Genomic DNA, 20,004 nt, shown 5'->3' with positions numbered 1-20,004 from the left:
CCTACTTAGTTACCGTCCTTCAAACCCATAAGCGCAGCCGCAAATGGGTTGTCTGGGTCGATCGCTTTTTCTTTCTTGGGCGGCCGCGACGAGAAGGTTTTGGCCCCTTGCGGCTTGCCACCTTTCTTGCCTTGCGGTTTGCCGCGCCCATCCTGAGGCTTGCCGCGCGGTTTTCCTTTGCCCTGCCCCTGTCGGTGTTCCCGACGCGGACCACGGTTTGCCTGACGCTGGCGACCCCAGGTGAAGGTATAAAACACCTCAACCTCCGGCTCATCTGCCGCAGGAGCCTCGGCTGTCGCCTCGGTGCTGTCGGTGGCCTCGGCTATCGCCTCGGCGGGTGCGGCTGTTTCTTCGGGTGCCGCTTCGGGCAATTCGGTTTCCGTCTCAGATGCCGGAGTTTCTTCGACTGACGACTGTTCTACCAGTTGCTCAGCCGCTACGGGTTTTACCTTTTCCCGCTCGCCCCGCTCAGCGTTATAGCCCAGCCCCCGCATCAGATCAGCGAATTGATCCAAAGTCATGCCGGTAATCGATAACATATCCGGCTTGGCTTCAAACCCGCCACGGCTGTCTTCGGCGCGCAGCATATCGGCCAGCCGTTCTAGCATATCGATCCTGATCGAGCGATCTCCGGCATCGCGGTAACCGCACATGGTATCGTAACCCTTGGGCGCATCTTTGGCGACGGGTACAGTGACAAGCCCAGGGGGCGGTGCTTCGGGAAATTCCTGCAAACCGCTGGACAGTGCCCACAGAACCAGACGCAGACGCGTCGGCGCGGGCTTCAGCAGCAGCGGCATAAATATGGTGAACTGACCAAAACGGATGCCGTGCTTGCGCAAGGCACCGCGAGCGTCCTGATCCAGATCCTTGACGTCCTGCGCGACCTGCGCGCGCGGTAAAACGCCCAGAGCCTCAACCATTCGGAACGCAAAACCCTTGGCAAGTCCTGATAACTCTTCATCGCGTGACAGGTTCAACAGCGGCTCAAACAGCGCGGCGATTTTGCGGTCGATGAAATGCTGCAGGCGACGTTGAACCTTTTGCTCAACATCCGGTCCGGCTGATTCATCTACAAACACCTCAACCATGGGTTTGAGAGGTTCGGACCCGGCAACAAGTTTGCCGATCGCATACTCGCCCCACATCAGGCCACCCTGATCAGTGAAATCAATTTCGGTATCGGGCGCGTTGTAAAAGCGGTCGGCGCGCAGATGGAATTGCGGCGCGAGTGCTTGCAGAGAGGCCGATTTCAAAGCTTTTGCTTCGGTTCCTTGCGCGCTTTTGTCCGGGATGAACCGGAACCCTTCTAGTCGACCGACAAATTCACCTTCGACGGTCACTTCACCCTTGTCATTTACTTCGGCCAAAAGGGCCTCCTTCTGTTTGAGCCGGCGCAGCAACACGGACGTGCGCCGGTCCACAAATCTTTGCGTCAAACGGTCATGCAACGCGTCCGACACCCTGTCTTCTACAGCGCGGGTTACCGCACGCCAATGTGATTCGTCGCGTACCCAGCCGTTTCGCTGCGCAACATATGTCCAAGTGCGAATATATGCCAATCTTTTGGACAACGCATCAATATCCCCATCCGTCCGATCAATCCGACGAATCTGCCTCATCAAGAAGTCATCGGGTATCGATCCGCTTTGGTGCAGGTGGCCATAGATCACCTCAAGAAGGTTGGTATGTTCCGCATGGCTGATGCCCCGGAAATCCGGAATCCGGCATACATCCCATAGTAGACGGACAGATTGCGGATCACTGGCGCGGGCGGCAACTTCGGCGACCTGCGAAAGCGACTTGAGAGCATTCAAATCATCTGCGGGCCGTGCCTTTGTAAGGTGCTCGTCATTCGGGCTGACCTCAAGCGAGTCGATCAACGCGTCGATTGACCCAAACCGCAAGGCTGCATTGCGCCAGTTGAGTTTTTTCACCGGCGTAAAACGGCTGTCCATTATGGCTTGTGCCACACCTTCATCCAACGGCGGGGCCTCTCCGGTGACACCAAAGGTGCCGTCGGACATGCCGCGCCCCGCGCGACCTGCAATCTGAGCCAGCTCATTCGGTGCCAATGGGCGCATCCGACGACCGTCGAACTTGGTCAGCGAGGAGAACGCCACGTGGTTCACATCAAGGTTCAACCCCATCCCGATTGCGTCTGTCGCAACCAGATAGTCCACCTCACCATTCTGATACAATTCGACCTGAGCGTTGCGGGTACGCGGGCTGAGCGCGCCCATAACCACCGCTGCGCCACCCTTTTGACGCCGCAGCAATTCGGCAATGGCATAAACGTTTTCAACAGAAAACCCGACGATGGCGCTGCGTGGCGGCATGCGGCTGATCTTCTTGGAACCGGAATAGACAAGCTGCGACATCCGTTCTCGGCGCACGAACTGAGCATCAGGGACAAGGGCGGCGATGGGGCCGCGCATCGTGTCAGCACCCAGAAACAGCGTTTCATGCGTACCCCGCGCGCGCAACAACCGGTCTGTGAAAACGTGACCGCGTTCGGGATCGGCGCAGAGTTGAATCTCATCAATGGCAACAAAATCCGCACCCAGCCCTTCGGGCATAGCCTCAACCGTGCAGACCCAGTACTGCGTGCGCGGCGGCACGATCCGCTCTTCGCCGGTAACCAGGGCCACAACGGACGGACCACGGATTGCAACGATCTTGTCGTACACCTCGCGCGCCAACAAACGCAGCGGCAGACCGATCACGCCAGTTCGGTAGCCCAGCATCCTTTCAACCGCGTAATGGGTTTTGCCTGTATTGGTCGGGCCCAGTACGGCCACTATTCGGGATGACCCGCTCAATTCTGCCCCCTGCCCCGATTCGTCAGAGGGCCGAGCCCTCGACCTGAGGCTTCAGTCGATTCACCGCATTGGTTACTTCTTCGTGATGCGGATGTATAGCCAGCGCCCGCTGATAAGCCTTCAGGGCCTTGTCAGGTTGCTCAACTATCTCGAAAATTAGGCCCAGTCCGAAAATGGCCTCGTAATTGTACGGGTTCAGCGTCAGCGCGTGTTCCAGGTCAGCCGCGGCCATGCCAAAGCGATCCATGCCAAAAAAAACCGACGCGCGCAGGTGCCAGCCTTCGGCAAACCCCGGCGCATGGTCGGTCAGCGCGGTCAGGTGTTCGATAGCGGCCACCGTATCCCCGTCGTCCAAAGCCTCGCGTCCACGCTCAAGCAGCAAATCTGCGGATGCTGATCCCGATTGAGACCAAAGCGCCTTGAGCTGACGATCAATGCCAATCGCCTGTTCTGGCGTCGATTGTGCCAATTGCTTCAGCAATGCGGCTTCATCCCTCGAGTCCGCTTGTTGCGCAAGCGGACCGGTGGAAAACATGACCGTGACAAAAAGTGCCGCTACGGTACGTTTGAGATTGTCGATTGCAATACCCATAACAATGCGCAGTGTAGCGTTGCGACCGGGGAAGTCCATCCACGGCGCATAAACAAAATGAGGAACACCATGAGTGACACTCTTGAAAAAGCAGCGGCCGCGCTGAACGACAAACTCTCGGGCGGTGATTTCGACTCGACCGCCAAGTTTGATATCACCGGCATGGGCGCAATCGTTCTGGATGAAAACGGAGCGCGCGTCAGCGACGACGACGCAGAAGTGACGCTGAGCGCAGATGCGGATACGTTCGAGCAAATCCTGAGCGGTGATTTGAATCCGACCGGCGCATTCATGTCAGGCAAGCTGAGCGTGGACGGAGACATGAGTGTCGCCATGAAACTCGCCTCGGTACTGGCATGACCGAGTTGTCGCCGGCCCCTTTCTTTGCGGACGTGGCCGGCGGACCCGCCGGTGGGGCGGCGCATTGGATCACGACCGCAGACAACACCCGTATCCGTGTGGGTCACTGGCGCGCGGACAACGAAACAAACGGCACGGTGATGATGTTCCCCGGCCGGACAGAATACATTGAGAAATACGGTGGTACGGCGACGGAATTCGTCGACAGAGGTTTTGCATTTCTCGCGGTTGACTGGCGTGGTCAGGGGCTGGCAGATCGCCCGCTGCCCGATCCGCGCGTCGGGCATGTTGAAAAATTCACTGACTATCAGCAGGACGTGCTTGCAACGTTGGACCTCGCGAAAAAGCTTGACCTACCAAAGCCTTGGTATGTGGTTGGTCATTCGATGGGTGGTGCGATTGGTTTGCGTGCAGTGCTTGAGGGTGACAGCTTCGCCGCCTGCGCCTTTACCGGCCCGATGTGGGGCATCTTTTTCACGCCAATCATGAAACCGCTCAGCCGGCTTACGGCGTATTGGGGCCCGCGGATCGGTCTTGGGCAAAAGACGCCCCCGACGACAACGATGGAAAGCTATGTCGTCTCACAGCCTTTCGAGGGAAATATCCTGACACGCGATCCAGCGATGTACCAAATGATGAAAGACCAACTTGCGGCCCATCCTGAACTGTCGCTGGCAGCGCCCTCGACGATCTGGCTGCGCGAGGCGTTAGATGAATGCGCTTGGCTGATGGCGCAAACCGCACCCACGACGCCTGGCCTGACCTTCCTGGGCAGTCACGAGCAAATCGTTGACCGCAAAGCGATCCGCGCGCGGATGGAAAACTGGCCCAATGGGACGTTGGTCGAAATTCCTGATGGTGAACACGAGGTACTGATGGAGCCGCCCGATGTGCGCGGCCCGGTGTTTGACCAGATGGCGGCGCATTTCATGGCGACGCAGTCAGGTGCCAAGTCAGCGACCACATTGTCCAGCTAACCGCCCCCTTGCGCGAAGGCGGCTTGTGATCCGGGCCGCCCACGCCTAGATGTTTGCCAAAGCAGATAATCCGAGGTGATCCATGCGCGACCTTCCCTTTCCCGTCCGTGACGCAAACGCAGCCGGAGGCACCGGCGATCTTGGCAACCTGCCGGAATGGGATTTGACCGACCTTTATAGCTCGGATGAAGCACCGGAACTGGACCGCGATTTGAACTGGCTTGAGGGCGAATGCGCCGCCTTCGCAACCGATTACGAAGGCAAGCTTGCCGATCTGGATGCCGATGGGCTTTTGACCTGCGTCCAACGAAACGAAAAGATCAACACGATTGCCGGGCGTATCATGTCCTTTGCGGGGCTGCGCTACTATCAGCTGACCACCGATGCCGAACGCGCCAAATTCCTGTCGGACATGCAGGAAAAAGTCACCATCTTCACCACTCCGCTGGTTTTTTTCACGTTGGAAATCAACCGGATCGACGATGACGCTTTGAAAGCGCGCTTCGACGCAAATGCTGATCTGGCCCGCTATGAGCCTGTCTTCCGCCGCATCCGCGCGATGAAGCCTTACCAATTGTCGGATGAGCTTGAAAAATTCCTGCACGATCTAGGCGTGGTCGGCGACGCTTGGGAGCGCCTTTTCGACGAAACCATCGCCGGGCTGACATTCGACGTTGACGGCGAAGAACTGAACATCGAGGGCACCCTGAACCTGCTGACCGAGCAAGACCGCAGCAAACGCGAAGCGGCGTCGCGCGAGTTGGCGCGTGTATTTCAGGACAACATCAAAACCTTTGCCCGTGTGCACAACACGCAGGCCAAAGAAAAAGAGATCGTTGATCGCTGGCGCAAGATGCCAACGGCTCAGACCGGTCGTCACCTGTCGAATGACGTGGAACCAGAGGTGGTCGAGGCGCTGCGCGAGGCCGTCGTTGCCGCCTATCCCAAGCTGAGCCACCGCTATTACGAGTTGAAACGCAAATGGCTGGGCCTGGACGTTATGCAGGTCTGGGACCGCAACGCGCCGCTGCCAATGGAAGACACCCGCGTTGTTGGCTGGGATGAGGCTGAAAAGACCGTGATGGAGGCTTACAACGCCTTCGACCCCCGCATGGGTGAGATTGCATCGCCTTTCTTCAGCAAAGGTTGGATCGACGCGGCGGTAAAACCGGGCAAAGCACCGGGCGCGTTTGCCCATCCAACGGTGACCGAGGTGCATCCTTATGTGATGCTCAACTATCTGGGCAAACCGCGCGACGTGATGACGCTGGCGCATGAGCTTGGCCACGGTGTCCATCAGGTTCTGGCCGCCGACCAGGGCGAAATGCTGTCATCGACCCCCCTGACGCTGGCCGAAACTGCATCTGTCTTTGGTGAAATGCTAACGTTCCGCAAGATGCTGGATCAGGCCGAAACCCCCGAGCAGCGAAAGGTTTTGCTGGCCGGGAAGGTCGAGGACATGATAAATACCGTGGTCCGCCAAATCGCGTTCTATGACTTTGAGTGCAAGCTTCATGCGGCACGGCGCGAGGGCGAACTGACCCCAGATGACATCAACGCCCTATGGATGAGCGTTCAGGCCGAAAGCCTTGGCCCGGCATTCGAATTCATGGACGGGTATGAGACTTTCTGGGCCTATATCCCACACTTCGTCCACTCGCCTTTCTACGTCTATGCCTATGCCTTCGGCGACGGCTTGGTGAACGCGCTCTATTCGGTTTACGAAAGCGGTTCCGAAGGGTTCGAGGACAAGTATTTCGAAATGCTGCGCGCTGGTGGGTCCAAGCACCACAAGGAGCTGCTCGCCCCGTTTGGGTTGGACGCAAGCGATCCCAAATTCTGGGACAAAGGCCTTTCGATGATATCTGGCTTCATCGACGAACTTGAGGCGATGGAGGGGTGACACCCTCATCGAAGGATGGGCGCTGGGCCACGCTCAAGGCCAAGCTGCGCCCTGTCCTTGCGCGCATCCGACGAACCGTGCCGCGTGGTTTGCGGTTCGTCGTAGGCATACTCATGATTATTGGTGGTTTTTTCGGGTTTCTTCCCGTGTTGGGTTTCTGGATGATCCCGTTGGGCGTAATGGTGGCTGCAATGGATGTTCGGTTACTCATTCGCTGGTGGCGAATGTCCAAATAAATTGTCTGCGCAGGGATTGCTGGGCGTGTGCACGTTTCGAAACTTCAGCACATCCCGGCGTATCAAACTATTTTAGCTGACTGTCCTTTGACCCGCGCCGATTTATTCCGCCACGTGAGCTAAAAGCTGCATCACGTTCTTGCTGACACTCGAGGCACAATTTGACACCAGGTAAGGCAATCCGTCGTTTTTCAGGGATCGGCTCTTCGCATTCAGCACAATAGATGAGGCTATCGCCAGAAGGCCGCTTACGTGCCTGCATCCGCGCCAGTTCGTCCGAAATCGACGCTTCTATCTGTTCACTCACCGCGCCGTCCCGCGCCCAGCCGCCAGCCATGTTCTCCTCCTGATTTGCTGTTTTACACAGTAAACCCGCGGAACGCAGCGCGGCAAGTCAGAGGGAAACAGCCCGGTCCAACACAAGGTCAATCATCTGTTGCGTCCCGCGTGAAAATTCCAGCGGACAAGGGTATTCCACCCCGTCGCGGACCGAACGGCAAAACGCCTCGACCTGAAGTTTATAGTGATCGTCGCCGGGGAAACGTGTGACCTGAACCTCAAGCCCCGGTCGATGCAGCTCAACACGCGCCTCTCCGAACACACGGGCATTGAACGGAGCGGTCAGACGGATTACCCCACCTTCACCGTGGAACACCATCTCCTGATGCGGGTGCATGCGGATTGAGACATAGCTTGAATAGGTGAAATCCGGGAACTGCGCCCGAATTTCGGTGAACGTGTCTATTCCATCCTCCCAGCGGATCGCTGATTGCACCTTCGTGGGTTCCTGACCCGTCACGAACCGGGCGCTGCCGATCACATAGACACCAATATCCCGCAGCCCGCCCCCGCCTGTTTCCGCGCGGTTTCGTATGTTTCCGGTGTCCGCGCGGTTGTCAAAGCTGAACGCCCCAGTCACATGAACAAGTTTGCCTATCGCCCCGTCGGCAATCAACTTTCGCACAAACTGCCACTGCGGATGATGAACGATCATGTATGCTTCGGCGGCCAGCAGACCCGTCTCATCCCGTTTCTGGATCAAGGGCGAAAACTCGTTCGCTGTCATGGTCATCGGCTTTTCGCACAACACGTGCTTTCCGGCCTCCAACGCCTTGAGGCTCCATTCCACATGCAAGTGGTTGGGCAGCGGGATGTAGACCGCCTCAATCTGAGGGTCTGCCAGCAAAGCCTCGTAACTGTCATAGACCGTCAGATCGGGGCAAAAGGCTTGAAAAGGTTCAGCCTTTGCCGCACTGGACGTCGCCAACCCCGCCAAACACGCGCCGTTGGCGGCATGAATCGCGGGGGCCATGTATTGCCGTGCGAACTTTGCGGCGCCCAGAACGCCCCACTGAACCGGTTTTTGCATATTCTCCTCCAAGATTCGTTATTCATTGGCCGAATCTGATGGTTAACGCTAACAGTTCGGTTTTATGAATTTCTATCAATCAAAAGGCTTCAAGTCAGGCTTTTCTATTTCACAAGCCTGTATGATTTCTGGAAACAGATTGTTTACGTACAAAACGCTGTTTTGTCAGATGTTTGCGCAAGGCAACTTTTGCTGGTTTCCTGGGTCCCGTACTTTGCGTTTCCTGGAATGATCCGTGACGCGAAGCCAAGTTGGCTGACGGCAACAAAAAAGCCCGCCATGATAAGCGGGCTTCCCTCAAAGTGCGATTTAGACCGCGTTTAGCATTCCTTTTTCGCGTGCCAGCTCTCGCATCTTTTTTTGCAGTTTTTCAAAGGCACGAACCTCGATCTGACGAATACGTTCGCGGCTGACATTGTACTGCACGCTCAACTCCTCCAACGTCACGGGTTGGTCCATCAACCGGCGTTGCGTCAGGATGTCTTTTTCCCGGTCGTTCAGAACATCCAATGCGGCTGCCAAAAGTTCGCGGCGCGCGTCCAATTCGTCGCGGGCTTCATAATCGCCAGCTTGGTCGGCATCTTCGTCCTCCAGCCAGTCCTGCCACTGCATCGTGCCTTCACCTTCGGACCCGACGGTCGCGTTCAGCGAGGCATCTCCACCGGACATCCGGCGGTTCATGCTGATGACTTCTTCTTCGGTCACGCCCAGATCATTGGCGATCTGCGCGACGTTTTCAGGACGCAGGTCGCCCTCTTCCAACGCACCGATGCGCGCTTTGGCCTTGCGAAGGTTGAAAAACAGCTTCTTCTGCGCCGAGGTTGTACCCAGCTTTACCAGCGACCACGACCGCAGGATGTATTCCTGAATCGAGGCGCGAATCCACCACATGGCGTAAGTCGCCAACCGGAACCCTTTTTCGGGATCAAAACGTTTCACCGCCTGCATCAGACCTACGTTGGCCTCGGAAATCACCTCGGCCTGCGGCAATCCATAGCCGCGATACCCCATGGCGATCTTGGCCGCCAGACGCAGGTGCGACGTCACCATTTTATGCGCCGCTTCAGTGTCTTGTTCTTCCACCCAACGCTTGGCGAGCATGTACTCTTCTTCCGGTTCCAGCAGCGGAAACTTGCGAATTTCCTGCATATAGCGGTTCAGGCCGCCTTCTGGCGTCGGCGCGGGGAGATTTGCGTAATTTGCCATGTTTCATGTCCCTCCGACAAATGTTTAAGCCTTTAACATTGGATATGGTCATCCATATCAACTCGTTCAAGAGGTCACATTACCAGTTTGGAATTAACGTTAGATAAAGGAAACCTAAGAAAGTCTTATTCACGCAACTTTGCATTTTATGTCAGCGGTGCGCGAAGTTGATCAATTAGTTTTTGCATGTCGTGGGGTAAACCGGCCTCGAACCGCATATTTTCGCCCGTGACGGGATGCTCAAACCCTAAAACAGCCGCATGAAGCGCTTGTCTCGGAAAGTTCCGAACAGCCTCGGACGAAATGGCGCTGAACGCCTTTGAGGCCAGCTTTCGTTTGCCACCGTAAACCGGATCGCCCACCAGACCATGCCCAGCATGTGCCATGTGAACGCGAATCTGATGCGTGCGGCCGGTTTCCAGCCAGCATTCGATCAGCGCCAACCCTGCTGGCGATCCAAAGGTTTCAACCACGCGCGCCCGCGTAACCGCGTGACGCCCCCCGTGAAACAGGACGGCCTGTCGTTGCCGGTCGGTCTTGTGCCGCGCCAACTGAGTCGTAAGGCGCATGATGTTTCCGGACTCAAAGCTGACACCTTTAACACCGCGCAGACGCGGATCATTTGCATCGGGTACGCCATAGCAAATAGCGCGGTAATACCGCTCGACCGAGTGCGCCTCGAACTGAGAGGCCAGACCGTGATGCGCCGCATCTGATTTCGCAACCACCAAAAGACCGCTGGTTTCCTTGTCGATTCGGTGCACAATTCCGGGCCGTTTCACCCCACCGACGCCAGACAGATGATCGCCGCAATGATGCAGCAGCGCGTTCACCAGAGTCCCGCTTGGTGACCCCGGCGCAGGGTGAACAACCATGCCTGCGGGTTTGTTAATGACAATCAAATCATCGTCTTCAAATACTATGTCCAGCGGGATGTCTTCGGGGCCGATGTGGCTGTCTTCGGCCTCGGGCACGGTGATCGCGACACTTGCGCCGCCAGCCACCTTGGCCTTTGGGTCGCTAGCCGGAACACCGTCAATCAGCACGGCACCTTCGTCGATCAGCTTGGCCAGTCGGGTTCGCGACAGGTTTTCCTCGGCTGGCACATCGCGCGAAAGCGCCTTATCAAGGCGTGACGGCGGATCGGCCGCGATCTGAAATTCAATCTGACGGGTGCCCATGACTATCCCTTCCGAACCCCAAGAACCGCAGGAAACGCCGCAGCTTCGCCTGCTGCGGAGAATGGTCATGTTGCTGACCGCGGTGATGATTGGCGGGGTTCTAGTGACATTCGCCCTGATTGTCATCCGGCTATCGGACCGAACCCCCACCCTACCCGATCAGGTCGACCTGCCCGACGGGGCCAAGGCACAAGCCGTGACCATCGGCAGCAACTGGTATGCGGTTGTGACTGATGACGATCGCATTCTGATATTTGACAAGACAACGGGTCGCCAGCGTCAGGAAATTGTCGTCGAGCCGTAATGCTCAGGCTTTCAACGCCATTCGGAAAACGATTTCGGATGCGCGACGCAGCGCTTCATACTCTTCGGGAGTATCGCGACGAAACTTCTGGTCTTCCTCGCTTAACTCGACCGGGTCGAACAAACCGGGCCGGTCAGGGAAGAACTCTTGCTGAAACGCGACGTCTTTCGTGGTCAGGTACTGATCCAACCAAGCGCGTTCATCCGGCTCCAACACGTCATATCGCCGGATCATGACCGGGTCGCTTGCCACTTGCCGACGGAGTTGGCGGCTCTGCTTGCGCCCCATTGCCCGTGACACGATGCCAAAAGCCTCACTTGCTGCACGCGATTGAGACAGGTTCGAAGGTCGGTCAACCGCCCCGCCATCCGGCAACGCGACGCCAATGCGCGACAGGAAATCATCCACAACATGACCCTGTACCATTTGCGCACGGTTATACAGCATTGGTACAATTTCAACACCGGGAAAAGCCTGCCGAATTTGCTGTGCTTTCGCCGAGAAGCTGAAGCTGTCCGGGTTTGCTTTTATTGTTGCCAGCCGGTCCCTGACGAACGCGGACCCGATGGTAGCCAATCGGCCATTCTTGGCGCGCTGCTTGTAATCTGCCTCAAAGAAATCCGAGTATCGGCGGCAGTAGAAGGTGATCCGCATCTCGCGCGCGGGGATTTCGGCAAACGCCTGTGCCAGCCTAGTCAGGTCACACGAGTAAAACATCTCGGACGACACCAGACAGGTATGATCGCCGTGCATCTGATACTCGGTCGCCATAAGCTCACGGAACGGGTCCATCGGCTTGTTGCTCTGATTGATATAAAACGCGATTGGATTGTGGCTGATCGCGAGGCGATCGCTCCCCTCCGCGCGGCGGCGGCCAGCCTCCATGTAATGCAGACCGACATCAGCCAACTGCGCCTTGTTCCGGCGCACGTAAGACTGAAGCGCCGTCGTGCCGGTCTTGGGCATACCGATATGCAGCCACAGCATCAGAGGACTCCTGTTTGAGGTTTAAGCCCGCTCATTCCTTGGGACTTGCCGCAAAATCAGCCGTCATTTGCCGCATGAGATCCCGCATTTGCGGTTGTGCGCGAAGTTCGGCGATCTTCTCTCGGTGCAGATCACATGACATATGGTGTAGGCGTGCGATTTCGGGGTCCGACAACATCTCATGATAGTGGTCGCGCTTGCGATCCCGAATGACATCGATCGAGCCGTCTTCCACCGCGTTGTGGTTCATCATATTCCAGTAATCCATACCAAGGCTATCGCCCAGGTGATGGGCCCGCCCGCGCATTTTCTTGACCAGATAGCTTTCGCAGGACTTCAGCGCGTAATGGTTGATCTGCACCAGATCGTATCCGACGGAATCCCGCGCGGACCGCCAGCTGCTGGTGAAATAACGATCCGGCATCAACTGCCCTGATCCGTTATACCAGTGGCACTCCTGCATGGTCTCTACTGCGGGACGCTTGGGCCGGTGGACGCCCAGCGCAGTCCAAAGCTGTCTTTGGAACATAGTCTTGAACCCCCACGCCTGCGGCGGGCGGTGCTTTTGCTCTTGCGCAGCCAATCGAAACTGATCCGAAAGGAACCGATCCTCATACCGTTCGACACCCGCGTTTCCGAAAAGCCGCCATGTCATCGAGATCATTTTGGCGTCCGGGATGGCGCCAGTCAGCGCGCGCAGCGTATTGTCTCCGGTTTTCACATTTATATGCTCATCGGCATCTATCACGATCACCCAATCGTGGGGCTGTGCGACGTCCATTTTCAGAAACTTCTTGTACGCGCGTTTTTGTGGGCTGGTCTGGCGTCGCGAATTGTTGTCGACATGGGTTAGAAAACCCATCGCCTCCAGCCGCTTTAGCAAGGCGTCCGTGCCGTCTGTGCAATCATTGGTCATCACGACCATCTGGTCGACGCCAATCGCACGGTTATGGGCCACCCATTCCAGCACAAACGGGCCTTCATTCTTCATCGGGGTGATGCTGATGTATCGGGGGTCTTGATCAGACACTTATTCGCCTCGTGTTGTACCGCTTTTTGAACCTGCGATTGATGTTCTGCGGTATCCGCTCGGGGTGCAGCCTAAACCGACTGGCCGCAGCAGCCAAGAGCGACCCGGAGTCGTTCTGAAAGGCGCTACCATTCTCATCGCGCGCGCGCCAACTGGTTGGCAAACCGTTTGAATGGCGGGAACAGGTCATGAGCTTTTTGCAAGTAGGGCCTCGCTTTTTCCTTTTCCCCCCGCCGCAGGTAGATTTGCCCGGCTTCGCCCTGAATGACTGGGGTATTGTCGTCGATGTCAGCGGCCTGAATGATCTGATTTTGCCCTTGGTCTTGAGCGCCTTTTCTTTCCAGGAACTTTCCCATTGCGAAAATCAGAAAAGGGTTGCCCGGATCACAGGCCAAAGCGTCGGCCATCTTCAGTTGAGCACGCGCCTGATCCGCGTCGGCCTCGTACAGTGTTGCCAATCTCTTGTGATAAAGCGGGTTTTCCGGCCAATCCGCTGAGGTTTTTCGCATCACGTCTATCGTTTGTGCAAGACTGGACACGCCCAAGTACCAACTCAGCATCGCTTGGGCGGCGGATACGGATGGATCATCGTGTTCGATGCTTGTCAGATTACCAAAGCTCTCTTGCAGACGCTCTAGTCGGAAACGGTCGTCAAGAAGCCTGCGCGCCTTTTGGTCCAGTGTCAGATCAGACCAATCCAGTAAAACAAGATCAAAGTTACACGGCTGTCTGGCCAGTACCTTGTGTTGCACCAGATAGAGGTTGTTAAAGGGAGGGAAGCGCTGACGCCGGACTTCTCTTTGAAGGCGCCAGTCTGCGGGCGGAAACAGCCGGAAGGACACCTGATCTCGGTATAGCATTCGCGAGCCCAACACCACCACGTCCGGGCGCAGAGGTTTGGCCCAAAAAGCACGTGCCAGGTTTCGACTTGCCGACCAACGTTTCTTTTGCGCCCCCAGCGCGGCCGCCCGAATAGCCAGAAGAACGGCATAGTCCTCGGGCCAAAGATTAGCATTCTTCAATCCTTCCTCGGCCAGACGTTCGCATTCTTTCCAATTGGAAAGGCAAAAACAGTTTAGCGCCTGCAAGACCGGCATAAACGCGTTGTCTGGGTTTTCTTCGAGAATGGGTTTCGCAAGCGCGTATGCGTGTTCAAACTGGTCCTTCGCCGCCAGATATTGCGCCGCCTTGGCGTAAACATGCGACGCCTCTGAGACATTCAAGAAAGCCTCTGGCCCCTTGGCAACACGATCAATCACCCGAAGGTTCGCCTCTGACATTTGTTGCTCGGTCAGAACATCTTTGAACACCAAGCGTTGCCGCCCGGAAATTCTGGCCGCCGCCATTGAAAACGCCGAGATATAGGGCGCAATCACCTGCTCGGCCCGGGACATGGTGTAAAGCTCAAGAAAGTCGCGCTGCGCTCGGGTCATGCCCGACACATCCGCAACATCTGACATCCGCAGCATTTGCGGATACCGGTCTTGAAACCGGGAGATCAATTCCGGCTGATCGGAGAACATGATGGCTGTTCGCCCGGCGTTTGCCTCAAGATGCGCTTCGTACAGCTCTTCGGGTTCGATTTTCGCGGGCCACGTCGTGTGCTTCCATGGCACGCCATTCAGGATGTCGCCTCGTCTTATGTGGTAGGCGGACACGCCCTGCCCCGACAGTTTTTCGTCGACGCGCGCCATAACCTTTCGAATTTCGTTGGTAAAACCGATCCGATGGATGAAATCCCGATACCTTGGGCGAATGGTTTCGATATCCTCCCACGGAAAGGCCAAAACCTCGAACCCTTCCTCAACCAGAACCGAGCGACCATCATTCAGGTGCGCGATCAGGCGCTCGGCGGAGTTGTCGCCCTGAAAGGCCCAAATCGGCAGGGCCTGAGAGTTGAGCCGGTCAAACTCCTCGGCATCAAGGAAATGCGCATCCATCCAATCCTGCGCAAACAGCTCCTGCGGCTGATCCAATTCCGGCGCGTCAGACCCTTGCGGGAACCAATTGACCTTGTAAGCGGTGTCAAAATCCTCGGCCAGACGGATGCAGGTCAGCATCATCAGCAGGCGCGCACCCATCCGGTCTTTGCGCTGTCCAATGAACACCCCTTTTGCTGACGTCATTGGGACCTCTCGCCGTTGGCCATAGTGGCGCGGCGCAGCAACCGGAACCTCTGGCGCGCTTGCCGAACCAATTTGGGATGGCGCTCACCCGCCTGCGCCTCGATCGCGCGCATGACCATCGGAAGGTTTCGACGCGCGCGCATCATTCGATAAAATTCACCGGGTTCAAGCGAACCATCCATTGCCTTCAACATCACGGGCTTCAGGATATCCAGCTTTCGCAGCATCGGGGCCGCAAAATGGTTCGAAAACCAAGTTTTTAAGAGCACGACATTATCGCCTTGCAACCGCGTAACCTGCCGTCGATCCAGATCGAAGAACGGATCATAAAAAACATAGGCCTTACCGGCGCGTTTCACCGTTTGCGCGGCATCTCCCAAGGGCAGGTTCCAATCCTGCACCTGCCCGAACCGATATCTGGTTTCCCAAGGCACCAGCCGTTCGTCCAGCGATGTTTGCGGGTTAAACGCGACCACATTTGCGCCCGGCACCAGCCCGGAAAAGACCAGCGCCCCAAACCCGCCCATCGAAGCCCCGGCAAAAACAACCTGATTGAATTGTTTGAAAAAGCCTTCTGCCGCGCGGTTCTGGAAATAGGTGATGATCTCGGGGTCACGGTACCATGCCTTGGTGCGTGCAAAGACCCCCATATGAGACCAGCCCGCATCACGAAAGAACTTCCACCCCCAGGGCTCGCGGGCGAATGACAGATCGTTGGCGTTGGCGATATTGTCAAAGCTGACCACCAACTGAGACGCCGAGCGTTGATGAAACAACACGGAATGCCGTTCAAGCTTTTGCAGGAAACCTGCGCCATCGCCACCAGGGTAAAGCTCAACAAACCACGGTGGTGCGGGATCAGTCAAAATGCGTTCAAACCCCGTTTTTCGGTCGGGGTGATCAGGTTTCAACTGCTGTTTCGATAGGTCGTCTGCCATGATCCTCAGATAAGATTATCAGCCAGCCACAACCGAAAATCCACCCAATCCGGGCGCATCTTGATTTCGGCGATCTTGGCCCGGTGCCAATCACAGGCCTGTTTATGCAGCGCCCCCAGGGTTTCGTCTGCTTTCAGCTTTTCCAACAGCGGTGCGGCACGCCGAGCGATGGGTTGGATAGAGGGGTCGACCTTTTTGTTTGCATTCATGTCCTGCCAATAGGACTGGCCCTGATCCACCTTGATGTGATTGGTGCGCCCGCGGTCACGCTTGATCAGAAAGCCATCCAAAGACCGGACCGAGTAATGATGCAGCCGCCCAAGCGAATGGTCGAACCCACGCCAGGCCCGCCACCCCACTTTGTCAGCCGGAAACAACTTGCCGCCCGCATCAGACCAAGCGACCTCAGCCGCCGTGCCTTGCGCGATTCCTTTCGGGCGGTGCGGCCCGAAGCGGGTAAACTTACCGTTGTTGCGAAACAGAGTCTTAAGTCCATAGGCCCGGCCCGAGTGATACGGAAATTCTGTATCCCCCATCGCAAAAGCCTCGGTCACTGGTTTGTCTTCAAAACTGATGTTTCCGGAACTTCCAAACAGCTTCCACGCGAATGAGATTGCATCAACCGGTCGACCCGCGCGGCTCTCAACCTCAGCAATAAGTGCGCCAAAGCTGTTGTCTCCGTGTCGGATATTCCAGAACTCATCCACATCAAGGCACAACAACCAATCCGCCTCTTTGACCTTCGGCTGTCTTCGCGATTGTCGCAGCATCTGATGCTGCGGGTTGCCGCCCTCTTTCACTTCGTTCACGACATGTGTCGCCAGCCCAAGGTCCTGCAATCTGCGGGCGATATCGTCGGTGCCATCCTCACAATCGTTGGTAAAGATCACAAAGTGATCCACCCCGATCGTTTTATGGAATGCGACCCATTCCAACATGTATGGGCCTTCGTTCTTCATCGTGGTGAATACGGTAATGGCCTGCGACATCATACTTCCCGACTTTCGTTACCCCTTGTCATACACATCCGAACGTACCGCGGCGAGACTGGAATTGAACCAGTCAATTTAAGCCGCACGGATCCGTGATTGTGACGTGGGTGCCCGAGACGACCGTCCTTTAACACGGCCTGCATTCGGCCGATGATTGCCTGATGTTCTGTCTGGTCGGGAACGTAAACAGTTCGACCTAATCTGCTGTAAGGCAAAGCCCCAAGACATCTGGTCATCCAGCCCAAAACAGTTTGGTGGCCTTCAAGTTTGTCGAAAGGGATTGAGACAGTCCATCACTTGGTGCGGTCGAGAAGACTCGAACTTCCACGGGTGTTACCCCACAGCGACCTCAAGTAAACCGCGTGTAAACATTCCGTCTAACGCACTGAAAACCTGGTGTCTTTGACCGCGTGACCTTCTTGGTTTCTTCGCACAGTTAAGTACTGCGAGTACGACCCTTACTGTAACGGAATCGGGGTGGTCAACCCGTACATGTAACGGCTGAGTCAACTTGACTCATGTAGAGCCCCAAGTCGGCTCGCGGTATACTTGCAAGAAACTCTAGGTCACCGCTCTCCCAACCGTCCTCAAATGCTTGGTTCAACCGACGCTTCTCTGTGTCTGTCTTGGAGCAAGGGTAAACCAACCCGACAATGTTCTGGTACATGTGCCGCGCCCTACTCTTCTCGTCGCGGTAGAAGAATCTCATTTGTTCATCAATGGCATTGTAAAGAACGCCGTTGAGAGAGTTGGCTTCTCGTCTCTTGGCGGTACGGTTCAGTTCTTTGTTTGCTTGATCGAAGAGTTCCGGCCCAAGGATCGACAAGGCGTCGTCTGGCAGTTCGCCCAGAGAGGCCCTGAGAGACTCACTGAGTGGGCCTAATGGGTTTTTGGTAGGTTGGGACTCTGAGAGGGCTTTGGGCGGCTCTGAGTCCACTGAGAGGCTCTGTGAGTCGTAATTAGATATAGGCATCTACTTTGATGGTTCCTTCACGTAAAGCTTGGGTGCTACGAGGGTAAGCCTGGATGTGAACTCTCAAGAATTCAGGTTTTTCACATTGCTCTCATCGTTACTTTGATATTATCCCAAAGCAGCACTCAAAAATGGAATGGAATTAATGGTTAAGCTTGGCTCGTTTATTGCTTGGGCGCTGATTGCACTGGGCGGTTTAAGAACTGCAATGGGGTTCTATGTGGCCTTTGCATTCACCGCTGAACAGAATACTGCCGCGGCGAAGAGATACTTGGCTAGGGCAAGCTCTGGCGAAGCTATCAACGATGGTATGATAATGCTTGTGGTCGGCGTCGCTCTCGGGCTTCTGACAAAAATTGCCAAAAACAAAGCTGAATAATCCGCAACAGTCTCAGCAAATCCCGTAACCTCCTAAATGGCGTCCACATCCACTGGGTAATCCAAGTGTTCGCTTGGCATCTGGTTGTGGTAGGACGTTGTCGGAACCCTCGGGTCGATCGGTTCAACCTTGTTCGACAATACCAGCTTCGCTGCCGTTGAAAGGTCGGTACCATTGGCGGTACCTTCCCTGATCTTTCCGATTAACTCACGGATGAGCAATCCATTGAGTTCCTCAAGTTCGCCTTGGGTCGCGTTCTTGATGCTATCCTCAGCCATCATAAGGCTCCCAAAGGTGATCGAAGGCTTCAATGGCTTGGTCTCGGGACAACTGGCCTGTAGCGGCCTTGAACCAGATATTCCGAACAGTGGCTTGCTGGTCTTTTGTTCCTGTCTCAGCAAGATCAACAAGAAACTCGATACGATCCAACGAAAGACCATCACCCGTTTCAAGGTACTGGCTTAACACCTGACCCCCTACTTCCTGCATCTCTGAAAATGTTTCTTGGTATCGCTGCTCAGATACGCCCATCTTCTCATGCAAGAAGTTGATCCCGTGTTCGCTCAGTTCGCCATTCATGACGATATCCTGACCTAAGGTATTCAAAGCGGCCTCGCTGTTCTCACCAAAGGCCAACTCAAATTGGTCCTGTAGAACTCGGGTTTCCAATGGTCGATCATCGGTGGCCTCAGGTTCCGCGCTGTTCTCGGCAGAGGTTTCTTGAAAACTCTCTTGTGGTGTCGTGAATTGGTTCCCCGTCAACAGCCCTAGGCTTTGGGCCATCTCGTATTCCATCGTGGTGCCGTTGATCATCACGATATCATTGGGTCGATACTGACCCCCTGAGTGAACCCTAGAGCCATCACGGATGACCACATCCAGATTGTTGTTGAACTCTTTGTCAGGGATGAATGTCGATGCTTCGTGGTAGTGGCCCTTGGCTCGGTTCTCTGCGTTCACATCTCGAACAGAGGTTGTAAGTTCGTTGCTGTTGCTGAGGTTGCTACCGGGGACTGCGTTGGTTTCGTTTATTGTTTCAATTGTCATTTATTAATCTCTTTCGTTTGAAGAATTATTTGAGTGAGAGGCCAAGAGCCTCGTGTGCCTTCTCAAGAAGGCGATGGTCGGAACACCAAGCTTTGCCCATCGCGTGATCGACAGCGGATTGGAGTTCCTTTCCAATGGCACGGACAATGGGTCCTGCCTTGAAGCGGTTGATGGTGACCTTCTTTGTCACCTTTTCCTTGATAGGACGGGGTTCGTTCTGGACAGGATCATCCGAGATGTACCAAGGCTTTGCCCAACGGATGATCTTCTCTGTCGTCTTGGTCTTGGTGAACCCTGAGTGAGCCAAGACAAACTTCCCTGCCCATGTATCGACAAAGAAATTACGGGCCTTAGCCGCCCCTCGTTTGCCCTCAGGCATCTGCCAGTGGAACTCTGACCACATACGACAGGCCATATACCGGACCATTGCATCTGACAGCGAGTTCCCTTGTCGGTGAACGTAGTTGGAGAGGATCACCCAGGCTTTAGCCTTCTGGGTGTAACCCATGTCCCCCTCAAGCCGAAAGAACGGCAGAGCAAAGGCTGGGTTGTGGGTAATGGTGCGCTGGGCGGAACCCCAAG

Annotated in this window: 20 protein-coding genes; 6 read left to right on the top strand and 14 right to left on the bottom strand. The window is 55.9% G+C overall.

Annotation, left to right across the window (positions count from 1 at the left end):
• Window positions 1–5 precede the first annotated feature (5 nt).
• Both AVO44_RS07300 and AVO44_RS07295 read right to left on the bottom strand, forming a co-directional pair.
• A complete protein-coding gene (locus tag AVO44_RS07300) occupies window positions 6–2,822 on the bottom strand; it encodes a helicase-related protein (RefSeq protein ID WP_068334690.1) in 2,817 nt (938 codons plus the stop codon).
• A gap of 22 nt (window positions 2,823–2,844) precedes the next feature.
• The gene (locus tag AVO44_RS07295) at window positions 2,845–3,414 is read right to left on the bottom strand and encodes a tetratricopeptide repeat protein (protein ID WP_420865715.1); all 570 of its coding nucleotides are present in this window, start codon (window positions 3,412–3,414) and stop codon (window positions 2,845–2,847) included.
• A gap of 69 nt (window positions 3,415–3,483) precedes the next feature.
• On the opposite strand from AVO44_RS07295, the gene AVO44_RS07290 reads away from it, so the two are divergent.
• The 4 genes from AVO44_RS07290 to AVO44_RS07275 all read left to right on the top strand — a co-directional run bounded on the left by AVO44_RS07290 (window position 3,484) and on the right by AVO44_RS07275 (window position 6,890).
• Window positions 3,484–3,774, top strand: a complete 291-nt coding sequence (locus AVO44_RS07290) for an SCP2 sterol-binding domain-containing protein (protein WP_068334686.1) — start codon at window positions 3,484–3,486, stop codon at window positions 3,772–3,774.
• A complete protein-coding gene (locus AVO44_RS07285; RefSeq protein ID WP_068334683.1) occupies window positions 3,771–4,751 on the top strand; it encodes an alpha/beta hydrolase in 981 nt (326 codons plus the stop codon). Before AVO44_RS07290 ends, AVO44_RS07285 begins: the two co-directional genes overlap by 4 nt.
• Before the next feature lie 82 nt (window positions 4,752–4,833).
• A complete protein-coding gene (locus tag AVO44_RS07280) occupies window positions 4,834–6,654 on the top strand; it encodes a M3 family oligoendopeptidase (RefSeq protein WP_068334681.1) in 1,821 nt (606 codons plus the stop codon).
• Window positions 6,651–6,890, top strand: a complete 240-nt coding sequence (locus AVO44_RS07275; RefSeq protein ID WP_068334678.1) for a hypothetical protein — start codon at window positions 6,651–6,653, stop codon at window positions 6,888–6,890. The genes AVO44_RS07280 and AVO44_RS07275 overlap by 4 nt, the downstream gene beginning before the upstream one ends.
• Before the next feature lie 67 nt (window positions 6,891–6,957).
• On the opposite strand, the gene AVO44_RS07270 is transcribed toward AVO44_RS07275, so the two are convergent.
• The 4 genes from AVO44_RS07270 to AVO44_RS07255 all read right to left on the bottom strand — a co-directional run bounded on the left by AVO44_RS07270 (window position 6,958) and on the right by AVO44_RS07255 (window position 10,646).
• On the bottom strand, window positions 6,958–7,227 hold the full coding sequence (locus AVO44_RS07270; protein ID WP_068334675.1) for a DksA/TraR family C4-type zinc finger protein: 270 nt from the start codon (window positions 7,225–7,227) through the stop codon (window positions 6,958–6,960).
• 57 nt (window positions 7,228–7,284) lie between these two features.
• Entirely contained in the window at window positions 7,285–8,259 is a 975-nt protein-coding gene (locus AVO44_RS07265) for a Gfo/Idh/MocA family protein (protein WP_068334672.1), read from the bottom strand.
• Window positions 8,260–8,568: 309 nt separating this feature from the next.
• Entirely contained in the window at window positions 8,569–9,465 is an 897-nt protein-coding gene (gene rpoH / locus AVO44_RS07260; protein WP_068334669.1) for an RNA polymerase sigma factor RpoH, read from the bottom strand.
• A gap of 146 nt (window positions 9,466–9,611) precedes the next feature.
• Complete coding sequence (locus tag AVO44_RS07255) at window positions 9,612–10,646, bottom strand: RluA family pseudouridine synthase (protein ID WP_068334666.1); 1,035 nt, start codon at window positions 10,644–10,646, stop codon at window positions 9,612–9,614.
• On the opposite strand from AVO44_RS07255, the gene AVO44_RS07250 reads away from it, so the two are divergent.
• Entirely contained in the window at window positions 10,645–10,950 is a 306-nt protein-coding gene (locus AVO44_RS07250) for a DUF6476 family protein (protein WP_068334663.1), read from the top strand. The genes AVO44_RS07255 and AVO44_RS07250 overlap by 2 nt on opposite strands.
• A 3-nt stretch (window positions 10,951–10,953) precedes the next feature.
• Here the strand turns inward: AVO44_RS07250 and AVO44_RS07245 are convergent, their stop codons facing one another.
• From AVO44_RS07245 to AVO44_RS07225, 5 genes are all read right to left on the bottom strand, one after another.
• On the bottom strand, window positions 10,954–11,937 hold the full coding sequence (locus AVO44_RS07245) for a hypothetical protein (RefSeq protein ID WP_068334660.1): 984 nt from the start codon (window positions 11,935–11,937) through the stop codon (window positions 10,954–10,956).
• Between the two features lie 31 nt (window positions 11,938–11,968).
• Entirely contained in the window at window positions 11,969–12,967 is a 999-nt protein-coding gene (locus AVO44_RS07240) for a glycosyltransferase family 2 protein (RefSeq protein WP_099045652.1), read from the bottom strand.
• Window positions 12,968–13,101: 134 nt separating this feature from the next.
• Window positions 13,102–15,093 (bottom strand): hypothetical protein, encoded by a 1,992-nt coding sequence (locus tag AVO44_RS07235; protein WP_068334654.1) that lies wholly within the window; start codon window positions 15,091–15,093, stop codon window positions 13,102–13,104.
• A complete protein-coding gene (locus AVO44_RS07230; RefSeq protein WP_068334651.1) occupies window positions 15,090–16,031 on the bottom strand; it encodes a hypothetical protein in 942 nt (313 codons plus the stop codon). The genes AVO44_RS07235 and AVO44_RS07230 overlap by 4 nt, the downstream gene beginning before the upstream one ends.
• Window positions 16,032–16,036: 5 nt before the next feature.
• Window positions 16,037–17,020, bottom strand: coding sequence for a glycosyltransferase family 2 protein (locus AVO44_RS07225; RefSeq protein ID WP_068335287.1), 984 nt, complete (start codon window positions 17,018–17,020; stop codon window positions 16,037–16,039).
• Window positions 17,021–18,132: 1,112 nt separating this feature from the next.
• Between AVO44_RS07225 and AVO44_RS07215 the strand changes: the two genes are divergently transcribed.
• Window positions 18,133–18,375: a hypothetical protein gene (locus tag AVO44_RS07215; RefSeq protein WP_068334645.1), complete on the top strand. Its 243-nt coding sequence runs from the start codon at window positions 18,133–18,135 to the stop codon at window positions 18,373–18,375.
• Window positions 18,376–18,407: 32 nt separating this feature from the next.
• Here the strand turns inward: AVO44_RS07215 and AVO44_RS07210 are convergent, their stop codons facing one another.
• The 3 genes from AVO44_RS07210 to AVO44_RS21005 are packed head-to-tail and all read right to left on the bottom strand — an operon-like array spanning window position 18,408 to window position 19,930.
• Window positions 18,408–18,653, bottom strand: a complete 246-nt coding sequence (locus tag AVO44_RS07210) for a hypothetical protein (RefSeq protein ID WP_157769944.1) — start codon at window positions 18,651–18,653, stop codon at window positions 18,408–18,410.
• Complete coding sequence (locus AVO44_RS07205) at window positions 18,646–19,422, bottom strand: hypothetical protein (RefSeq protein WP_068334639.1); 777 nt, start codon at window positions 19,420–19,422, stop codon at window positions 18,646–18,648. The genes AVO44_RS07210 and AVO44_RS07205 overlap by 8 nt, the downstream gene beginning before the upstream one ends.
• 25 nt (window positions 19,423–19,447) lie before the next feature.
• On the bottom strand, window positions 19,448–19,930 hold the full coding sequence (locus AVO44_RS21005) for a hypothetical protein (RefSeq protein WP_157769943.1): 483 nt from the start codon (window positions 19,928–19,930) through the stop codon (window positions 19,448–19,450).
• Window positions 19,931–20,004: the final 74 nt, after the last annotated feature.

Source organism: Ruegeria profundi (genome assembly GCF_001507545.1).
GTDB classification, from domain to species: domain Bacteria; phylum Pseudomonadota; class Alphaproteobacteria; order Rhodobacterales; family Rhodobacteraceae; genus Ruegeria; species Ruegeria profundi.
The sequence above is the reverse complement of the archived record's forward strand: the minus strand, read 5'-3'. Positions and strand labels throughout refer to the sequence as shown.